This is a genomic window from Aliiroseovarius zhejiangensis (genome assembly GCF_014656375.1).
In the GTDB taxonomy this organism is placed as follows: Bacteria; Pseudomonadota; Alphaproteobacteria; order Rhodobacterales; family Rhodobacteraceae; genus Aliiroseovarius; species Aliiroseovarius zhejiangensis.
The window spans coordinates 88562-104172 of the sequence record NZ_BNCH01000005.1 but is presented as its reverse complement, the minus strand read 5'-3'; the positions used below and the strand labels follow the sequence as shown (position 1 = coordinate 104172).

General features: G+C 60.6%; 22 protein-coding genes. 16 read left to right on the top strand and 6 right to left on the bottom strand.

Annotated features, from left to right (window positions below):
* Positions 1 to 256: 256 nt before the first annotated feature.
* The 6 genes from IE188_RS12095 (at position 257) to IE188_RS12070 (ending at position 4038) form a co-directional block, all read left to right on the top strand.
* Positions 257 to 556, top strand: coding sequence for a rod-binding protein (locus IE188_RS12095; RefSeq protein ID WP_191286766.1), 300 nt, complete (start codon positions 257 to 259; stop codon positions 554 to 556).
* Positions 543 to 896 (top strand): flagellar protein FlgN, encoded by a 354-nt coding sequence (locus IE188_RS12090; protein WP_191286765.1) that lies wholly within the window; start codon positions 543 to 545, stop codon positions 894 to 896. Before IE188_RS12095 ends, IE188_RS12090 begins: the two co-directional genes overlap by 14 nt.
* A 207-nt stretch (positions 897 to 1103) precedes the next feature.
* On the top strand, positions 1104 to 2396 hold the full coding sequence (locus tag IE188_RS16860) for a flagellin (protein WP_191286764.1): 1293 nt from the start codon (positions 1104 to 1106) through the stop codon (positions 2394 to 2396).
* A gap of 78 nt (positions 2397 to 2474) precedes the next feature.
* Positions 2475 to 2846 carry a flagellar biosynthesis regulator FlaF gene (gene flaF / locus IE188_RS12080; RefSeq protein WP_191286763.1) on the top strand — a complete coding sequence of 124 codons (372 nt, stop codon included), beginning with the start codon at positions 2475 to 2477 and terminating at the stop codon, positions 2844 to 2846.
* Positions 2843 to 3247 (top strand): flagellar biosynthesis repressor FlbT, encoded by a 405-nt coding sequence (gene flbT / locus IE188_RS12075; RefSeq protein WP_191286762.1) that lies wholly within the window; start codon positions 2843 to 2845, stop codon positions 3245 to 3247. The genes flaF and flbT overlap by 4 nt, the downstream gene beginning before the upstream one ends.
* Positions 3244 to 4038, top strand: coding sequence for a DUF1217 domain-containing protein (locus IE188_RS12070; protein ID WP_191286761.1), 795 nt, complete (start codon positions 3244 to 3246; stop codon positions 4036 to 4038). The genes flbT and IE188_RS12070 overlap by 4 nt, the downstream gene beginning before the upstream one ends.
* A 25-nt stretch (positions 4039 to 4063) precedes the next feature.
* Here IE188_RS12070 and IE188_RS12065 read toward each other — a convergent pair whose 3' ends face one another.
* Complete coding sequence (locus IE188_RS12065) at positions 4064 to 5380, bottom strand: FliI/YscN family ATPase (RefSeq protein ID WP_191286760.1); 1317 nt, start codon at positions 5378 to 5380, stop codon at positions 4064 to 4066.
* Between the two features lie 85 nt (positions 5381 to 5465).
* Between IE188_RS12065 and IE188_RS12060 the strand changes: the two genes are divergently transcribed.
* From IE188_RS12060 to IE188_RS12020, 9 genes are read left to right on the top strand one after another with little or no spacing between them, the layout of a single operon-like run.
* Positions 5466 to 5867 (top strand): FlgB family protein, encoded by a 402-nt coding sequence (locus IE188_RS12060; protein ID WP_191286759.1) that lies wholly within the window; start codon positions 5466 to 5468, stop codon positions 5865 to 5867.
* Between the two features lie 11 nt (positions 5868 to 5878).
* Positions 5879 to 6271 (top strand): flagellar basal body rod protein FlgC, encoded by a 393-nt coding sequence (gene flgC / locus IE188_RS12055; protein WP_191286758.1) that lies wholly within the window; start codon positions 5879 to 5881, stop codon positions 6269 to 6271.
* An 11-nt stretch (positions 6272 to 6282) separates the two neighbouring features.
* The gene (gene fliE / locus IE188_RS12050) at positions 6283 to 6573 is read left to right on the top strand and encodes a flagellar hook-basal body complex protein FliE (RefSeq protein ID WP_191286757.1); all 291 of its coding nucleotides are present in this window, start codon (positions 6283 to 6285) and stop codon (positions 6571 to 6573) included.
* On the top strand, positions 6573 to 6842 hold the full coding sequence (locus tag IE188_RS12045; protein ID WP_191286756.1) for a flagellar biosynthetic protein FliQ: 270 nt from the start codon (positions 6573 to 6575) through the stop codon (positions 6840 to 6842). The genes fliE and IE188_RS12045 overlap by 1 nt, the downstream gene beginning before the upstream one ends.
* Positions 6843 to 6844: 2 nt before the next feature.
* On the top strand, positions 6845 to 7564 hold the full coding sequence (locus tag IE188_RS12040) for a flagellar hook-basal body complex protein (RefSeq protein WP_191286755.1): 720 nt from the start codon (positions 6845 to 6847) through the stop codon (positions 7562 to 7564).
* Between the two features lie 12 nt (positions 7565 to 7576).
* A complete protein-coding gene (gene flgG, locus IE188_RS12035) occupies positions 7577 to 8362 on the top strand; it encodes a flagellar basal-body rod protein FlgG (RefSeq protein WP_191286754.1) in 786 nt (261 codons plus the stop codon).
* Positions 8362 to 8790 carry a flagellar basal body P-ring formation chaperone FlgA gene (flgA, locus tag IE188_RS12030; protein ID WP_191286753.1) on the top strand — a complete coding sequence of 143 codons (429 nt, stop codon included), beginning with the start codon at positions 8362 to 8364 and terminating at the stop codon, positions 8788 to 8790. Before flgG ends, flgA begins: the two co-directional genes overlap by 1 nt.
* 18 nt (positions 8791 to 8808) lie before the next feature.
* Positions 8809 to 9537, top strand: a complete 729-nt coding sequence (flgH, locus tag IE188_RS12025; RefSeq protein WP_191286752.1) for a flagellar basal body L-ring protein FlgH — start codon at positions 8809 to 8811, stop codon at positions 9535 to 9537.
* Positions 9538 to 9547: 10 nt separating this feature from the next.
* Positions 9548 to 10042 carry a flagellar basal body-associated FliL family protein gene (locus IE188_RS12020; RefSeq protein ID WP_191286751.1) on the top strand — a complete coding sequence of 165 codons (495 nt, stop codon included), beginning with the start codon at positions 9548 to 9550 and terminating at the stop codon, positions 10040 to 10042.
* A gap of 17 nt (positions 10043 to 10059) precedes the next feature.
* Here the strand turns inward: IE188_RS12020 and IE188_RS12015 are convergent, their stop codons facing one another.
* Genes IE188_RS12015 through IE188_RS12005 form a run of 3 tightly spaced genes read right to left on the bottom strand, consistent with a single transcriptional unit; the run spans position 10060 to position 13240 of the window.
* A complete protein-coding gene (locus IE188_RS12015; RefSeq protein ID WP_191286750.1) occupies positions 10060 to 11307 on the bottom strand; it encodes an NAD(P)/FAD-dependent oxidoreductase in 1248 nt (415 codons plus the stop codon).
* A gap of 41 nt (positions 11308 to 11348) precedes the next feature.
* Complete coding sequence (locus IE188_RS12010; RefSeq protein ID WP_191286749.1) at positions 11349 to 12290, bottom strand: 4-hydroxyproline epimerase; 942 nt, start codon at positions 12288 to 12290, stop codon at positions 11349 to 11351.
* Entirely contained in the window at positions 12281 to 13240 is a 960-nt protein-coding gene (locus IE188_RS12005) for a dihydrodipicolinate synthase family protein (RefSeq protein WP_191286748.1), read from the bottom strand. The genes IE188_RS12010 and IE188_RS12005 overlap by 10 nt, the downstream gene beginning before the upstream one ends.
* A gap of 142 nt (positions 13241 to 13382) precedes the next feature.
* Between IE188_RS12005 and IE188_RS12000 the strand changes: the two genes are divergently transcribed.
* Positions 13383 to 14048 carry a GntR family transcriptional regulator gene (locus tag IE188_RS12000; protein ID WP_191286747.1) on the top strand — a complete coding sequence of 222 codons (666 nt, stop codon included), beginning with the start codon at positions 13383 to 13385 and terminating at the stop codon, positions 14046 to 14048.
* Here the strand turns inward: IE188_RS12000 and IE188_RS11995 are convergent.
* Both IE188_RS11995 and IE188_RS11990 read right to left on the bottom strand, forming a co-directional pair.
* Positions 14045 to 14743, bottom strand: coding sequence for a fumarylacetoacetate hydrolase family protein (locus tag IE188_RS11995; protein WP_191286746.1), 699 nt, complete (start codon positions 14741 to 14743; stop codon positions 14045 to 14047). The genes IE188_RS12000 and IE188_RS11995 overlap by 4 nt on opposite strands.
* Positions 14740 to 15576: an alkaline phosphatase family protein gene (locus IE188_RS11990; protein ID WP_191286745.1), complete on the bottom strand. Its 837-nt coding sequence runs from the start codon at positions 15574 to 15576 to the stop codon at positions 14740 to 14742. Before IE188_RS11990 ends, IE188_RS11995 begins: the two co-directional genes overlap by 4 nt.
* Positions 15577 to 15611: the final 35 nt, after the last annotated feature.

The following is a 15611-nucleotide window of genomic DNA, read 5'->3' as shown; positions in this document are numbered from 1 at the left end:
GAACCCTCGTCCAGCGAAAATGGTGCACTGTCCGGCGCGGACCCAACCTTCGATGGCTCGGGGTTGGCCTTGGCCGTCACATGGCCATTTCTGGTGTCGATGTCGCCTTGTCCGATGGACGGGATGGCGGGATTGAACTGCATGTCACGTTCCGGGTGTTCTAACTCCGATACCGCGATCATGTCAGGTGCAAGTTACCAGTTCTTTACCGCTTGCTGCGATAACCGGGAAAATTGTCGCTAAAAAGGACTGGAACATGGATGCAGTTGCCGCCCCCCGCCTGATCGGCGCCCCCCCCAAGACCGACCCAAACGGGCAAGATGATGCACGCCTAAAGGAGGTCGCCCGCAAGTTGGAGGCCAGTTTCCTGTCCGAAATGCTGAAATCTGCGGGGGTTGGCGCCACGCCCGACCAGTTCGGAGGGGGTGCAGGTGAGGATCAGTTTTCCTCGTTTCTGCGTCAGGCGCAGGCGGATGAAATGGTTAAGGCCGGTGGCATTGGATTGGCTCAATCCTTGTTCGAAGCGTTGAAGGAGCAGACCAATGGCGGACAATAAGGCCCGATCCATAACCCATGCGCTGGAAGATTTGCTGGAGCGTGAACGGCACCTTGTTCTTGCTGGCGAAATCGAGCAACTGACCCGTCTTGCCCCCGAGAAAGAGCGATTGCTGCAAAGCCTTGCCGCATGTGACGGCAGCCCGACGGACCTGGAACATTTGCGATTGAGCACCGAGCGGAACCAGCAGTTGCTGACGGCAGCGGCGCGTGGAATTCGCTCAGTGAAACAGCGGCTTGATGCGCTGATAAGCGGTCAATCGGAGTTGCGCACCTATACGCGCGACGGTTTCGCGCGGGATCTGTCCCGGCGGGAATCACGTTTCGAGCGGAAGGCTTGATCGTGCCGAAGTTGTCTCAAATTGAAGGCAATTTAAGCGGGCAGATTCAGACTTCCTTTAGACCCTTGGAACACGGTTGTCCTGCATCCTGATGGATGGCGCGTTCCGGTCAAATGGCAACGCAACGGTCAGAACGACTTGAATACCCGCCGTGACAGGCGGTTTTGAAATCTGGTGCAAAGCACCAAAGACTGAAGGAACAACTCAATGTCCAGTATTCTGACCAACAACAGTGCGATGGTCGCACTTCAGACGCTGAAATCCATCAACTCGAACCTCGCCAGCACGCAGGCGGAAATCTCGACCGGTAAGTCCATTGGTTCAGCCAAGGACAACGCGGCTGTTTGGGCCATTTCCAAGGTGATGGAAGCCGATGTCAAAGGGTTCAAGGGAATTTCCGACAGCCTGTCGTTGGGGGAAAGCACCGTCGCCGTGGCACGCCAGGCGTCGGAGACCGTGACCGACCTTCTGACCGAGATCAAATCCAAGATCGTCGCCGCACAGGAAGACAATGTCGACCGCGGCAAGATCCAGACCGACATCGTCGCGCTTCGTAACCAGATCACATCGGTGGTCGGCGCGGCGCAGTTCAACGGACTGAACCTTGTTGATGGCTCGCAAACCGGAACGAATGCCAATGGCAACACCGGTGTGGATGTGCTGTCGTCACTTGATCGCAAGGCGGACGGGTCCATCGTGACCAGTTCGATCGGTGTCGACGCACAAAACCTGTCCCTGACCGCTGGCACGGCGCTGGGCGCGGCCGCCGCGTCTGTCGGAACCGATACGGGAACGGCTGGCGTCATCGACGCCAATGATGGCGGAACCAACGATTCGATCACGTTGGATACGTTTGCGTTTCTTGATGCTTCCGGGGGTGCCACAGCTACCGCTGCGGTGATGCCAGATGCCGCGGGTGTCGATACCGCTGTAACCAACGGCTTGGTTGTCGGTGATCAATTGTCCCTGACCATCGGAACGGTGCAGGGGAACTATGTCGTCAAGGAAGGTGACACCGCAGAATCGGTCGTGGCCGGGATGAAAAATGCCCTGGTTGCGCAGGGTCTTGATGGTGACAGCTTCAGCATGGACATCGACACCAACGCGGCCCAGCTGGTGATTACCAATGAAACCAACGCCGATGTTGCTTACTCTTTCAGCGCATCGCGCGGGTCGGGTGGATTGTCCGGTCTGGCCACGATGGATGTCTCAAGCAGCGGTGGTGCTGATGCCGCTCTTGGTGCGATCGAGAACATGATCCAAACCTCGATTGATGCCTCTGCCGCTTTCGGTTCCGTCGAGGGCCGGATCGAGATCCAGTCCGACTTCGTCGGCAAGTTGTCCGACTCGCTGAAGTCGGGTATCGGCGCAATGGTGGACGCTGATATGGAGGCGGCTTCGGCACGGTTGCAGGCGCTTCAGGTGCAGCAACAATTGGGCACGCAGGCCCTGTCGATTGCCAACCAGGCGCCGCAGAACATCCTGTCGTTGTTCCGCTAAGCGGACCCTGAGGGCGCCAAAAGGCGCCCTCTTTCCCCCCACCTCAACTAACCAACCCGTCACAGGAAGGACTCCCCCGTGAACGCAGTTGCCTTGGCCAAAACGGCCTACAACACCTCCTCCCGTGCGCCACTTCGCACGTCCCGCGGAACCGAATATGATGCATTCGCGAAGGTCACGCATCAACTTGGGCGGGCGCAGACCACCGGTTTCGCTGTTCTTGCGGCCGCCCTGCACGAAAACCGCCGACTTTGGACCCTGCTGGCGGCAGATGTCGCGGAAGTTGGAAATGGTCTGCCGGATGACCTGCGGGCCCGCATCTTCTATCTGGCCGAGTTTACCGCCGACCATAGCCGGAAGGTCCTGTCCGGCGAGGAAGAGGTTTCCATCCTGATTGAAATCAACACCGCCGTGATGCGCGGATTGCGCCAGTCGGGGGACGCGACATGAGCGGTCTGGTCCTGAAACTCAGCCCGAAAGAACGCGTCCTGATCAACGGGGCGGTCATCGAAAATGGTGATCGCCGGTCGCGTCTTTCGATCGTGACGCCGAATGCCAACATTCTGCGGCTGCGGGATGCGATCCATCCGGAAGACGCCAATACACCGGTGCGCAGGGTATGCTACATTGCGCAGCTTGTTCTGTCGGGCGATGTGACCAAGGATGATGCGCACCTGCAGCTTTTGCGCGGGATAGAGCAGTTGAGCCAGGTGTTTACTGACCCGGACAGTCGCGATTTGCTGTCGCTGGCCACGTCTGCGGTGCTGGAAGATCAACACTATCTTGCGCTTAAACAGTTGCGGGCCTTGTTGCCGCGCGAGGAGCGTCTGTTGGGCGCACGCCTGTCATGAGCTATCAACCCGTCATCCCCATGAGCGGCGCGGCGGGCTACGCGTTTCTGAAACGCACCCAGGTCGTGCAACAAGCAGCGTTTGACGCTTCACCACAAATCCAGCGGGATACGAAATACTTCGAAGACAAGATCGGATCGGTCAAAACCAGCGAGGAATTGGTCAGTGACAGACGCCTGTTGCGTGTGGCGCTTGGGGCATACGGATTGGGCGAGGACATCAACAGCACGTATTTCGTGAAGAAAGTGCTGGATGACGGGACGCTTGATCCGGGCGATCTGGCCAACAAACTGTCTGACAAGCGCTACCTTGAGTTTGCCAAGGACTTCGGCTTTGGCGACTACGATATCCCACGCACACAGCTTTCGGACTTCGGGACCAGGATCACCGGGGCGTATCGAAAGAACCAGTTTGAAATCGCGGTGGGAGAGCAGGACCCGAACATGCGCCTGGCCATGACGCTGGACAACCAGCTGTCGGATATTGTGCAAGGCACAGGGTCGGATGACACCAAATGGTACAGGATCATGGGCAATCCGCCCCTGCGTGAAGTGTTTCAGACGGCATTCGGACTGCCCGCTGCCTTCGGTGCCATCGACCTTGATCAGCAGCTTGCAACCTTCCGCGACAAGGCGGACCGGTATCTGGGGGCCTCGTCGGTTGACCAGTTTGCGGATCAGAGCAAGGTCGACGAACTGAACCGGCTGTTCCTTGTGCAGTCCCAGATCGCCTCCGGCTCGGCGGCGATGTCCAGTGGAGCAATTGCACTAAGCTTGCTTCAGACTGTTTAGAAGTGCTCCGGTGGGCGTCAGGGCGTCAGGGCGTCATGCAAGCCGCAAGACGCTGGAAGCTCGCGGCGCAATCCCCGACTTCGGATTGGGTCAGGAATGTGTCCAGGTCGGGCCAGGCAGCGATCGCCTCGTCCAAAGCCGGGTCTGATCCGGGGGTGTACAAGCCGGACTGGATCATCATCTCGGACCGACTGTAGTGACCGAGCAACCGCCGTCCCTTTGAAATCAGGGCGTTTTCGTCGTCCGTTGCGGCCTCGGGTAATGCGCGCGACACCGAGCGCAGCAGGTCGATCGCCGGGAACCGGCCACGTTCGGCGATGGTTCTGTCCAGCACGACATGCCCGTCCAATACGCCGCGCAAGATGTCTGCCACCGGCTCTTCCATATCTGAACCTGCGACCAGCACCGAGAATATGGCGGTGATGTCCCCGGCCGCCGCGGACCCCGGCCCGGCGCGTTCGCACAGGGTGGTAATCTGTTGTGCGGTCGATGGGGGAAAACCACGCAGATTCCCGCCTTCACCGGATGCCAGCGCGATCTCGCGATGGGCTTCGGCATAGCGGGTGACGCTGTCAGCCAGAAGCAACACATGCAATCCCTGGTCGCGAAAATGCTCTGCCACTGTCATAGCAGTCCAACCGCAACGCCGCCGCACCATCGGTGACTGGTCCGAGGTGGCGGCAACCACAATTGCGCGCTTCATGCCCTCGGGGCCAAGGACCCGATCAACGAACTCTTTCACTTCGCGCCCGCGCTCGCCGATCAGCGCGATAACGACAACATCGGCCTGCACACCGCGTGCGAGTTTCGCCAGCAAGGTCGACTTGCCCACCCCCGAACCGGCAAACAACCCGATTCGCTGCCCACGCACGATGGGCAAGAACGTGTTGAACGCCGCCAGACCGGTTTCCAACCGGGATCCCAGGGGACGTCGCTGGGTGGGGTTTGCTGGCTGTCCCCGCAAGGGTTTTGTCTGTGTGCCGCGCAAGATCGGCTGCCCGTCCAGCGCCTGTCCCATCGGGTCGATCACGCGTCCAATCCAACTGTCGTCAGGCGCGATTTCGGCCCGTCCGTGCAGGATCACCTGATCCCCGATCTGCAACCCCTCGACGTCCCCGTCAGGCAGGATTGTAACGGTATCCGCGTTCAGGTTCAGAATTTCACCCATGCGCGCGCGGCTGGCGGAGGGCCGGATGTCGACCAGGTCAGCCTGTGCAGCAACCGATGACAACCCGCGCACCTGAATGGTGCCACGCCCGATTTCCACGATGCGTCCAACATCGCGGACGGGGCGCACCGCCGATACTTCGGCAGCCAATTGTTCAAAACCGATCTGGGTCACGTCTTGCCTCCAATCATGTGCTGAAACCCTTTCTAAAGGAATCAGGGTTAAGCCTTGGTTGAAGCCAATCGAGGGAGAAGCCCCGATGTTTGAAAAAATGAATGTTCTGAACAAAGCCGTGGGGCTGGCCCAGCATGCCGCCGCCCGTCAGTCTGTCATCGCTCAGAATGTGGCGAATGCGGACACACCCGGATATCGCGCGAGGGACATCGCATCTTTTGCGGATCAGTTTCGGGAAGGTCCGGGGGCTGCGATGCGGGCGACACGTGCGGCGCATCTGAACGGATCAACCATTGTATCCCACGGGCAGGCAGGGGACGTGCCCCAGGCGGTCTATCGTCCTGGCGCCATGTCGCCCAACGGCAATTCGGTCGCGTTGGAGACCGAGATGATGGCTGCCGCCGAGGCAAAGCGCGACCACGATCTGGCCCTGACGGTGTACAAGACGTCGCTGGGCATCATGCGCTCTGCACTGGGTCGCAGGTGAGGTTGGCCAAGATGAATGATCTGAAAGCCTCAGTCGCCGCCGCCGCATCGGGTATGCAAAGCCAGGCCAACCGCCTGCGCCATGTGTCCGAGAATATCGCCAACGCCGACACACCCGGATACCGCCGCAAACTGGCTAGTTTCGAGGCGGTCATGGACGGCGGGCAAAGCACCGGCGCGGTGCGGTCAGGTCGCGTGACCCTGGATCAGACCGCGTTGCCTGCGATTTATGACCCCGCCCATCCATTGGCGGATGAAACGGGCCATTACCAGGGGTCGAATGTCGATCTGGTGATCGAGATCGCCGACGCCCGCGAAGCTCAACGCAGCTATGAAGCCAACCTCAAGATGTTCGATCAGGCCCGACAGATGTCGCGCGGTCTGCTTGACCTTCTGCGCCGATAGGAAGCCTCTCCATGGATATCAGATCAACCCTCGCCGCCCAGCAATATGCCGCGTCCCGACAGGCCGCGACGCCAACGCCGCAAAGCGAACAAAGCACGAACCCGTTTTCGACCGCGACCACCAGTTTTGCCGACACCGTTCAGCAGGGCGAAAAGACTGCGATGGCTGCCCTGTCGGGAAATGCCGATCCACACGCACTTGTACAGGCATTGGCACAGACAGAACTGGCGGTCGAAACGGCCGTGACCGTCCGGGACAAGGTGGTCGAGGCCTATCAGGAAATTCTGAGGATGCCGGTCTGATGATGGATGAAATCATCTTTTACGACACGTTGCGGGCGGGTCTTTGGATCGCGGTGATGATTTCATTGCCAATCCTGACCGTGGCGCTGCTGTCGGGTCTGATTGTTGGCCTGTTCCAGGCGCTGACCTCGATCCAGGAAATGACGCTGACATTCGTTCCGAAACTGATCGCGATCCTGGTCGTGTTCTGGGCCAGCATGGGGTTCATGACGGAAACCCTGGTCGGATTTTTCCAGTTGCGGGTGATCCCGCTGATCGCAGGAGGATAGGCATGGACAATATCGGTTACACATCACTGACCCGCCAATCCGGGTTGATGCGCGAAATGCAGACCGTCGCGAACAATATCGCCAATGCCTCCACAACCGGCTTTCGGCGCGAAGGGGTCGTGTTCTCGGAATACATCCATGCGCTGGAGGCGGGGGATCCGTCGCTGTCGATGGCAACGGCCAATGCCCGTGCGCTGGATTTGCAACAAGGAGCCCTGACCCAAACCGGCGGAGCTTTCGATTTTGCGATCGAAGGGTCGGGGTTCTTTCTGCTCGACGGTCCGGATGGGCAGTTTCTGACCCGCGCCGGGTCGTTCACCCCGTCAGCCGAAGGTGAGTTGTCCACCCCGGACGGCTATCGTTTGCTGGACAGTGGTGGCGCACCGGTTTTCGTTCCGCCGGACGCCCAAGCCGTGTCGGTGGCCGCCGACGGCACATTGTCGATAGATGGCCGTGCGGTGGCGCAGATTGGTCTTTATGCCCCCACGGATCAGAATGACCTTCTGCACCGCGATGGCGTCCGGTTCGAGGTCGCAGGCGGCACCGAACCCATCCTTGAGGGCGCGGCCATCCTGCAAGGGTTTGTCGAAGGTTCGAATGTCGATCCGATCACGGAGGTTGCCCGGATGATCGAAGTCCAGCGCAGTTATGAGCTGGGTCAGAAATTTCTTGAAAAAGAGGACGAACGCATCCGTTCCGTCCTGAAAACCGTCGCCGGATAAAGGGGGTACACCATGCGTGCATTGGATATCGCAGCCACGGGAATGTTGGCGCAGCAAATGCGGGTCGAAACGATTTCGAACAACCTCGCCAATATGTCTACCACTGGATACAACGCGCGGCGCGCCGAGTTTGCCGATCTGCACTATCAACAGATGGCCCGCGCGGGCACGATCAATGCGTCCGATGGCACGGCCTTGCCGACAGGCATTCAGCTGGGTCTGGGGGTGCGGCCGACATCGGTGTCTATGCTGGTGCAACAAGGAACATTGTCGCAAACCAATGGCAATCTGGATATCGCCATTGAAGGCAAAGGGTATTTCGAGGTGACACTGCCGTCAGGCGGTTCGGGATACACGCGCGACGGTGGCTTGAAACTGTCGGGCGACGGGCTGATCGTGACCTCGGACGGGTATGCCGTTGCGCCAGAGATCACTGTTCCCAGTGATGCCCGATCCATTTCGATCAACGCAGACGGCGAGGTTTACGCCTATTTCGAAGATGCGGTCGAGCCGGAGCTGCTGGGCGCCTTCACCCTTGCCGGGTTCACCAACGACAAGGGGCTTGAGGCGATCGGATCCAACCTGTTTCGCGAAACGCCCGCCTCGGGTCCGGCATTTGTCGGCGCACCAGGCGAAGATGGGCGTGGCACCTTGCGGCAGGGTTATCTGGAAAACAGCTCGGTCGATGCGGTGCGCGAAGTCACTGAATTGATCGAGGCGCAGCGGGGATATGAGTTGAATTCCAAGGTCATCACCGCCGCAGATCAGATGCTGGCCGCAACGACGCAGGTGCGGTGATGCGCGGGATTCTGACCCTTTTGACGCTGCTTGCCACATCTGGTCTGGCCTATGCCGATACCGTGGTCGCCACACGCAACATCCGCGCCAACGTGATCATCACGGCGCAGGATCTGAAGCTGGTGCCGTCCGAACTGCCCGGCGGATTTCAGCTTCTCGAAGACGTGGTCGGGCAAGAGGCTCGCGTCGTGCTGTACGCCGGTCGCCCGATACTGGTGAAAGACATCGGCCCTCCCGCCTTGGTTGAACGAAACCAGATCGTGACGCTGGCCTATGTCTCGGGTCCGCTGACCATTCTGGCCGAAGGTCGCAGCCTGGGCCGGGCGGGCATCGGTGATCGCGTCCGCGTCCTGAACCTGTCATCCCGCACAACCGTTACCGGATCGGTTCTGGCCGACGGAACGGTTTCCGTCTCTCAGTCGCATTAACAAGCCCGAGGATTTTCCATGCGCCCCGTTTCCTTTCTGCTTCTTGTCCTGATGGCTGTGTCAGCCTGCACCCGCATGAATGAGGTGGGCAAAGCGCCCGATTTGAACCCGGTCGAGATGAGCGCCGAGCACGTCGCGATGAGCGCAACGGCCCTGCCGCGCGCCACCCCCGCCAATAGCTCGCCTGTGCGGGCATCGTTGTGGAGCGGTGGGCGTCAGTCCCTGCTGGGCGACCGCCGGGCGCAACAGGCCGGGGATATTCTGACCGTGGTCATTGAAATTGATGATCGGGCCGAGTTTTCAAACAGCTCGAAACGCGCCCGGTCGGGGACGGAAGAGATGGGGGTTCCCAACCTGTTCGGCCTGCCGCAATCCATCGACAAAGACCTGCCCGACGGCGCGTCGATGGGCAACGCCGTGTCGCTGTCATCCAGCAGCGCCTCGAACGGGACCGGATCGGTCAAACGGAACGAGAAGCTTGAATTGCGTGTCGCCGCGACGGTGATCGGCACGTTGCCCAATGGCGTTCTGAAGATTCAGGGCACGCAAGAGGTACGGGTGAATTTCGAACTGCGCGAGCTTCTGGTCACCGGGTTCGTGCGGCCCGAGGATATCTCGCGTCAGAACGAGATTTCGTATGACAAAATCGCGTCGGCCCGCATTTCCTATGGCGGCCGTGGTCAGATCAGCGATGTTCAGCAACCCCGGTATGGCCAGCAGGTCGCCGACATCATCCTGCCCTTCTGAGGAACTCGCGATGGGAAAGATTATTCCGGTACTTCTGGCTCTGGTCGGGTTGGTCGCGGGGGGCGCTGCCGGCTATGTGCTGAAACCTGCGCCTGAACCCGAGCTTGCAAGCCCTTGTGGTGACGCGGCCGTCGAAAACGCGGACCACACGCCCGCAGCAACCACGGCAGACGTTGAAGTTGACAGTGAATTCGTCAAGATAAACAATCAGTTCGTGATCCCGATCATGAAGGATGAGAAGGTGACCGCGCTTGTCGTCATGTCACTGAGTCTGGATGTCGCAGCGGGCAATCGCGAAACCGTTTACCTGCGCGAACCAAAACTGCGCGACGAGTTTCTGCAAGTCATGTTCAACCACGCCAATAGCGGCGGTTTTGACGGCGTGTTCACCCAGACAAGCCGCCTGACCAGTTTGCGCCGTGCGCTGCGCGAAGTGGCGACCGGCATTCTTGGCGAAATCGTCCATGATGTGCTTGTCACCAACCTCGTGCGCCAAGATCAGTAGGCGCTGTTGGCGAGGCATCAGAACCGGGTGGCAGAGAACGGGGCCAGATCGATGGGCGGATTGGTCCGCATGGCCAGGTCGGCCACCAGTTCGGCGGTGCCTGCCGATTGGGTCAGACCAAGATGCCCATGCCCGAACGCATAGAGGATGCGGTCGCCCGCGCCAGAGGGGCCAATGACCGGCAGGCTGTCCGGCAGCGATGGCCGATACCCCATCCACTCTGACCCGCCCGACAGGTTCAAACCGGGAAGGAAGGTTTTCGCCTTCTGCACCAGCACTCTGGCCCGGCGGTAGTTGGGTGGCAGATCCAACCCGCCCAGTTCAACCGCGCCACCGATGCGCAGACCGGAGCCGATCTTTGACATCACGAATCCATGCGCGGCGAAGGTCAGATGCGTTCTCAGCTCGACCGAGGCGTGATCAAATGTGGTGTTGTACCCGCGCTCGGTCTCAAGGGGGATCTTGTCCCCGATCTTCGCAGCCAGCCTGTGGGACCAGGCCCCGGCACAGATCACGACCTGCCGTGCCAGGATGGGGCCTTCGTCTGACAGAATCTCGATATGATCCGCGCGCGGTGTCAGGTCGTGTATGTCCCGCACCTGCAACGCGCCTCCGCGATCTGTAAAGGCGCGGGCCAGGGTCTGGGTCCAGGTCAATGGATCGGTGGTGTTGAACCATCCGGGGGTAAACCCGGCATGGGTGAACTTGCGGCTCAACCCTGGTTGAATGTCGGCAATGGCATCGGCGCTGTCCAGCAGCGTCACCTCGATGCCAAGATCGGCACGGCGTTGCCATTTGGGACGTGCGTGTTCAAATGCGCGGGCACCCTCGTACAGCTCCAACTGTCCTTCGCGGCGGATCAGGCTGGGATTCCCGAACTGCGCCAGTTGCCGTTCGAACGCAGCCTGACAATGCTGCATCAGGCGGGTTTGCGCAGACACTGCTGCATCATAGCGATCCGCCCAACTGGCGCGCCAGAACTTCAGCATCCATGGCGCAATTTTCAGGGCATAGGAGGGCGGAATGGACAGCGGTCCCAGCGGGTCAAGCAGCCATTTCGGTGCCCGGCGCATGATGCCCGGCGTGGCCAGAGGCTCGACCTCGGAAAAGGCGAAGGCACCGGCATTGCCATGCGACGTTTCAGCGGCGACGCCCGCGCGATCGATCAGCAGGGGGGTGCGACCGCGGGCCTGAAGCGCCAGAGCAGTGCTGACCCCGATGATGCCAGCACCGATGACGACGATGTCGATGGGATCTTGTGTCATTCAGGTCTCCGCAAAGCCGGGGCGTCCGTCTGTCGGCAGCATCAGCGATGATCGGCGCGAATGCCAGTCCGAAACGGATCGTCGGCAGTGAAGATCAGGGTGGCCTCTGCGGTCACGAAGGCGCGGCCCTGAATGGTGGCCACGATCCGGTCGGGGGATTGGTCCACATAGGTACAGTCATAGGTGCTGCCGATTACGCTTTCCTGCCGCCATGTCGCACCTGCGGCAAGCGATCCATCCGCCGCAAGGCAGGCCAGCTTGGCCGAGCAGCCCGTGCCGCAGGGCGACCGGTCATAAGCCATGCCGGGGCACAGGACAAAACTGCGACCGTCTGCCGTGCTGGATCTTGCAGGTCCAAGCAGTTCGACGTGGTCGATTTCGGCCCCATCCGTTCCGGTGATGCCGTCGCGTTGCAACGCCGTCCGGATACGATCTGCCGCATCCGTCAAGGCCGGGATGTTGTCCATCGTCAGGTCGATCTGGTGGAAATCTGTCAGGAAGAACCAGTTTCCACCCCAAGCCACGTCACCTGTAATCGGACCAAGCCCGTCCACCTCAACCGTGACACCGGCGTGCAGGCGATAGCTTTCGACATTGGTGACGCGCACGGTGTTGGTGTCCAGAAGCTGGGCCGTCACCACGCCGACAGGAGTTTCGATCCGGTGGGTGCCGGGGCCGATCTGACCCAGATGAGCCAGAGTTGCCACCAGCCCGATGGTGGCGTGTCCGCACATGCCCAGGTTGCCGACCGTGTTGAAATAGATCACCCCGGTCACGCAGGTCGGGTCGGCCGGTGGGACCAGAAGTGCGCCCACCATCGCGTCATGGCCGCGCGGTTCGGCCAGCACGCCCGTATGGATCCAGCCATGTTCGTCGCACAGGCGCCGGGCGCGGTCGGCCAGGCTGCCATTGCCAAGGTCTGGACCGCCCGACAGGATGACGCGGGTCGGCTCACCCTCGGTATGGCTGTCGATCACGCGCATTCAGAGACAACACCGCCCTGTTTCGACCAGGTGTCATACCAGGTGCGGAACAGATGAAACTGGTTTTCGGCATAGTTGCGCTGGGCGTCTGACAGCGCGTCGGTTTCGTTGAAATGGGTGCGATAGGCGTCGTCACCGGTCAGGACCATCAGGTGTTTGTAATACAGAACCAGGTCGGGGCCTTCGTCGAAACTGGACAGGATCGCCAATGCGCCCTCAAGCTCTTGCGCCTTCACGCGGGCCTCGGGGTCCCCGGCGGCGGCTTTCTTGCTGAGCGCGACAAGGTGCAGCACCTCGCGCGGCAGCACGTTGCCGATTCCGGTGATTGCCCCCGTTGCGCCGCAGTTTACATAACCGTGGTAGACCGTGGTATCGACGCCGATCATCAGCGTGACCTTATCGTCTTTCGAGGTGATGTGTTCGGCGGCATAGCGCAGATCGTCCGCACCGCCGAATTCCTTGAAGCCGATCAGATTCGGATGCTCGGCACGCAGGGCGAAAAACAGGTCGGCACGGGTCGCGAAGCCGTAATAGGGACTGTTATAGATCACAGCAGGCAGGTCGGGGGCGGCCGACAGGATGGCGGCAAAGTGGTTGCGCTGGGCGGCAGGTGACGATCCGCGCGACAGAACCCGTGGGATCACCATTAAGCCGTGTGCGCCGACCTGTGCGGCGTGGGTGGCGTGGGCCACGGCCATCCGGGTGTTTACCGCGCCGGTGCCGACGATCACCGGGATGCCTGCGGCGGTCAGGCGGGCGACACCTTCCATCCGTTCATCATCCGTCAGAAGCGGCCAGTCGCCCATCGACCCGCAATAGACGACCGCCGACATGCCTGCGGCAATCAGTTCCTGCCCCTTGGCCACCAGTGCATCGTAATCCGGTTTGCGGTCGGGCGTGCACGGGGTCATCAGGGCGGGGATGCAGCCTGTAAAGATGTCGGTGTTCATCGGGGTCTCCTGCAAGGATGGATCGCTTTGGGCGAAGGGCTGTTTTCAATTATTGTAAATTGGATCCAATATGCAATAATTATCTTGATCCCTTCAAACCGATGCCGCGCCTTGTTAGGGTGCGCCTCGCAGGAGACCGTATATGCCACTTGAATCTGTTGATATTTCCAAGACCGCCTCTGCTGCGACGATCATATTTGACGCGCTCAAGAAAGCGATCATCGAAGGCGAAATCGAAGAAGGCGCGCCCCTGCGACAGGATGAAATTGCCAGGATGTTCAACACGTCGCGCATTCCGGTGCGCGAGGCGATTCTGCGGCTGGAAGAACACGGCTTGGTGCGGTCGCAGCGGTATAAGGGTGCGGTCGTGTCGTCGCTGTCATCGACCGAAGCCTCCGAGATTTTCGACTTTCGCGCTGTGTTAGAGCCACATGTTATTCACCACGCGGTGCCCAGAATGACGCGGGAAACGCTCGCACAGGCGCGCGGCTTCTGTGAAGCGTTCCACCGGGAAACGGACCCTATGCAATGGGGTGATCTGAACCGGCAGTTTCACGCGACCCTCTATGACGCCAGCGGTCTGACCTATCACCTTGAGGCGATCGACGGCGCGTTGAATCGAATCGACCGTTATCTGAGGGCGCAGCTTGTGCTGAGCCGGGGCATGTCGCGCGCAAATGACGAACATATGCAAATTCAGGAGGCCTGTGAGCGCGGGGATGCGGACAAGGCCGCCGAACTGACGCGCCAGCACATTCTGGGTGCGCGCGACAGCCTGATCCTGCATCTGTCGTCCATCACGGGTTAGGCGGCGGGCGTTCCGATCCGGGTGGTCAATCGGCCCAGGCCGTCGATCTCGACCACGCAGGTATCGCCCGGCACCAGCGGGCCGACGCCTTCGGGTGTGCCGGTAAAGATCAGGTCGCCGGGGGCCAGCGCCACCAGCGACGACAGATAGGAAATCACATCGGCCACAGGCCAGATCAGGTCAGACAGGTTCGAAGACTGGCGCGGTTCACCATTGACCGTCAGGCTGATTCTACCGCTTGACGGATGGCCCACGGCGGACACCGGGTGCAAAGGCCCACAGGGGGCGGAGTGATCGAAACCCTTCGCCATATCCCATGGCCGCCCGATCTTCTTGGCCGCTGCCTGCACGTCACGCCGGGTCAGATCATTGCCGACGGCATATCCCCAGACGTGATCCAGCGCCGCATCGCGCGCGATGTTGGTGCCCCCGGTGCCGATGGCCACGACAAGCTCGGCCTCGTGATGCAGGTTCTCGGTGCCGGGTGGATAAGGGACGGTCGTGCCGTCCGCCACCAGCGCATCTGCGGGTTTCGAGAAGAAGAAGGGCGGTTCCTGATCGGGGTTCGATCCCATTTCACGCGCATGTGCGGCATAGTTCTGGCCGACGCAATAGATGCGGCGCACAGGGAAACGCGCGTCCGAGCCTTCGATTGCAAGGCTGGGTTGCGCAGGGCAGGGAATGGCCCACGTCATGTCAGAAATACCTCGGCTTTCATGGTGTCAGGGATGGGGGCGCCCAATCGCGATAGAATCGTGGGGGCAATCTGCAACTGGCACAGGCGGTCGTCGAAATCCGGGCCGGTCGCGGGGCCGAAATAATAGAGCGCTGCATCCTGTTGCAGATCCTCGCGCCCCCCATGGTGCCCGCGATCGGTCTGGCCGTGATCAGCGGTCACGATGACCTCGTACCCATCAGCGCGCCAGCGATTGATGAACAGCGCCAGTTGCTCATCAGCCTGAAAACAGGCGTGATCCATTTCGCGGCACTCATGCCCGAACCGATGCCCCATACTGTCGAGCGTGCAACTGTGCAGGATGCCGTAGTTCAGCCCGAACCGGTCGCAAAGCATGGTCAGCGTTGCGAACAGGTCCACATCCGCCGGCGTGGTCTGATTGATCAGCCCGTATCCCGTCATGGTGTGAAACCGACCGTGATTGATCGTCGGGCTGTCGGGCTCGTCATATTCGATGTCTCGCACCAGATCGAACGGCGCGCGGTTGAAAAACTCGGACCAATAACTGTGCGTGACCGCACCCGTAATGCCGCCCGCCTTGCGCACCTGGCTGAACACGTCGGGCTGCGTCAGGCGAAACACGTTGTTATTGCCCGTTGCGCCATGTTCCTGCGGTGTGACGCCCGTATGGATCGAGGCATAGCAACTGGCCGATGTCGATGGCAGCACCGAGCGGACCTTCCAGCGTTGTGCCTCGCCCGCGTCCACCCAGCCTTCCAGGTTACCAAAAAGCCTGCGCCAGTTACGCCAAGGCACACCATCAAGGATGATCAGAAGCAGTTTGCGATCCATCAGGCCCATTCCGAAATCCGTGCCTAGTCCGTTCC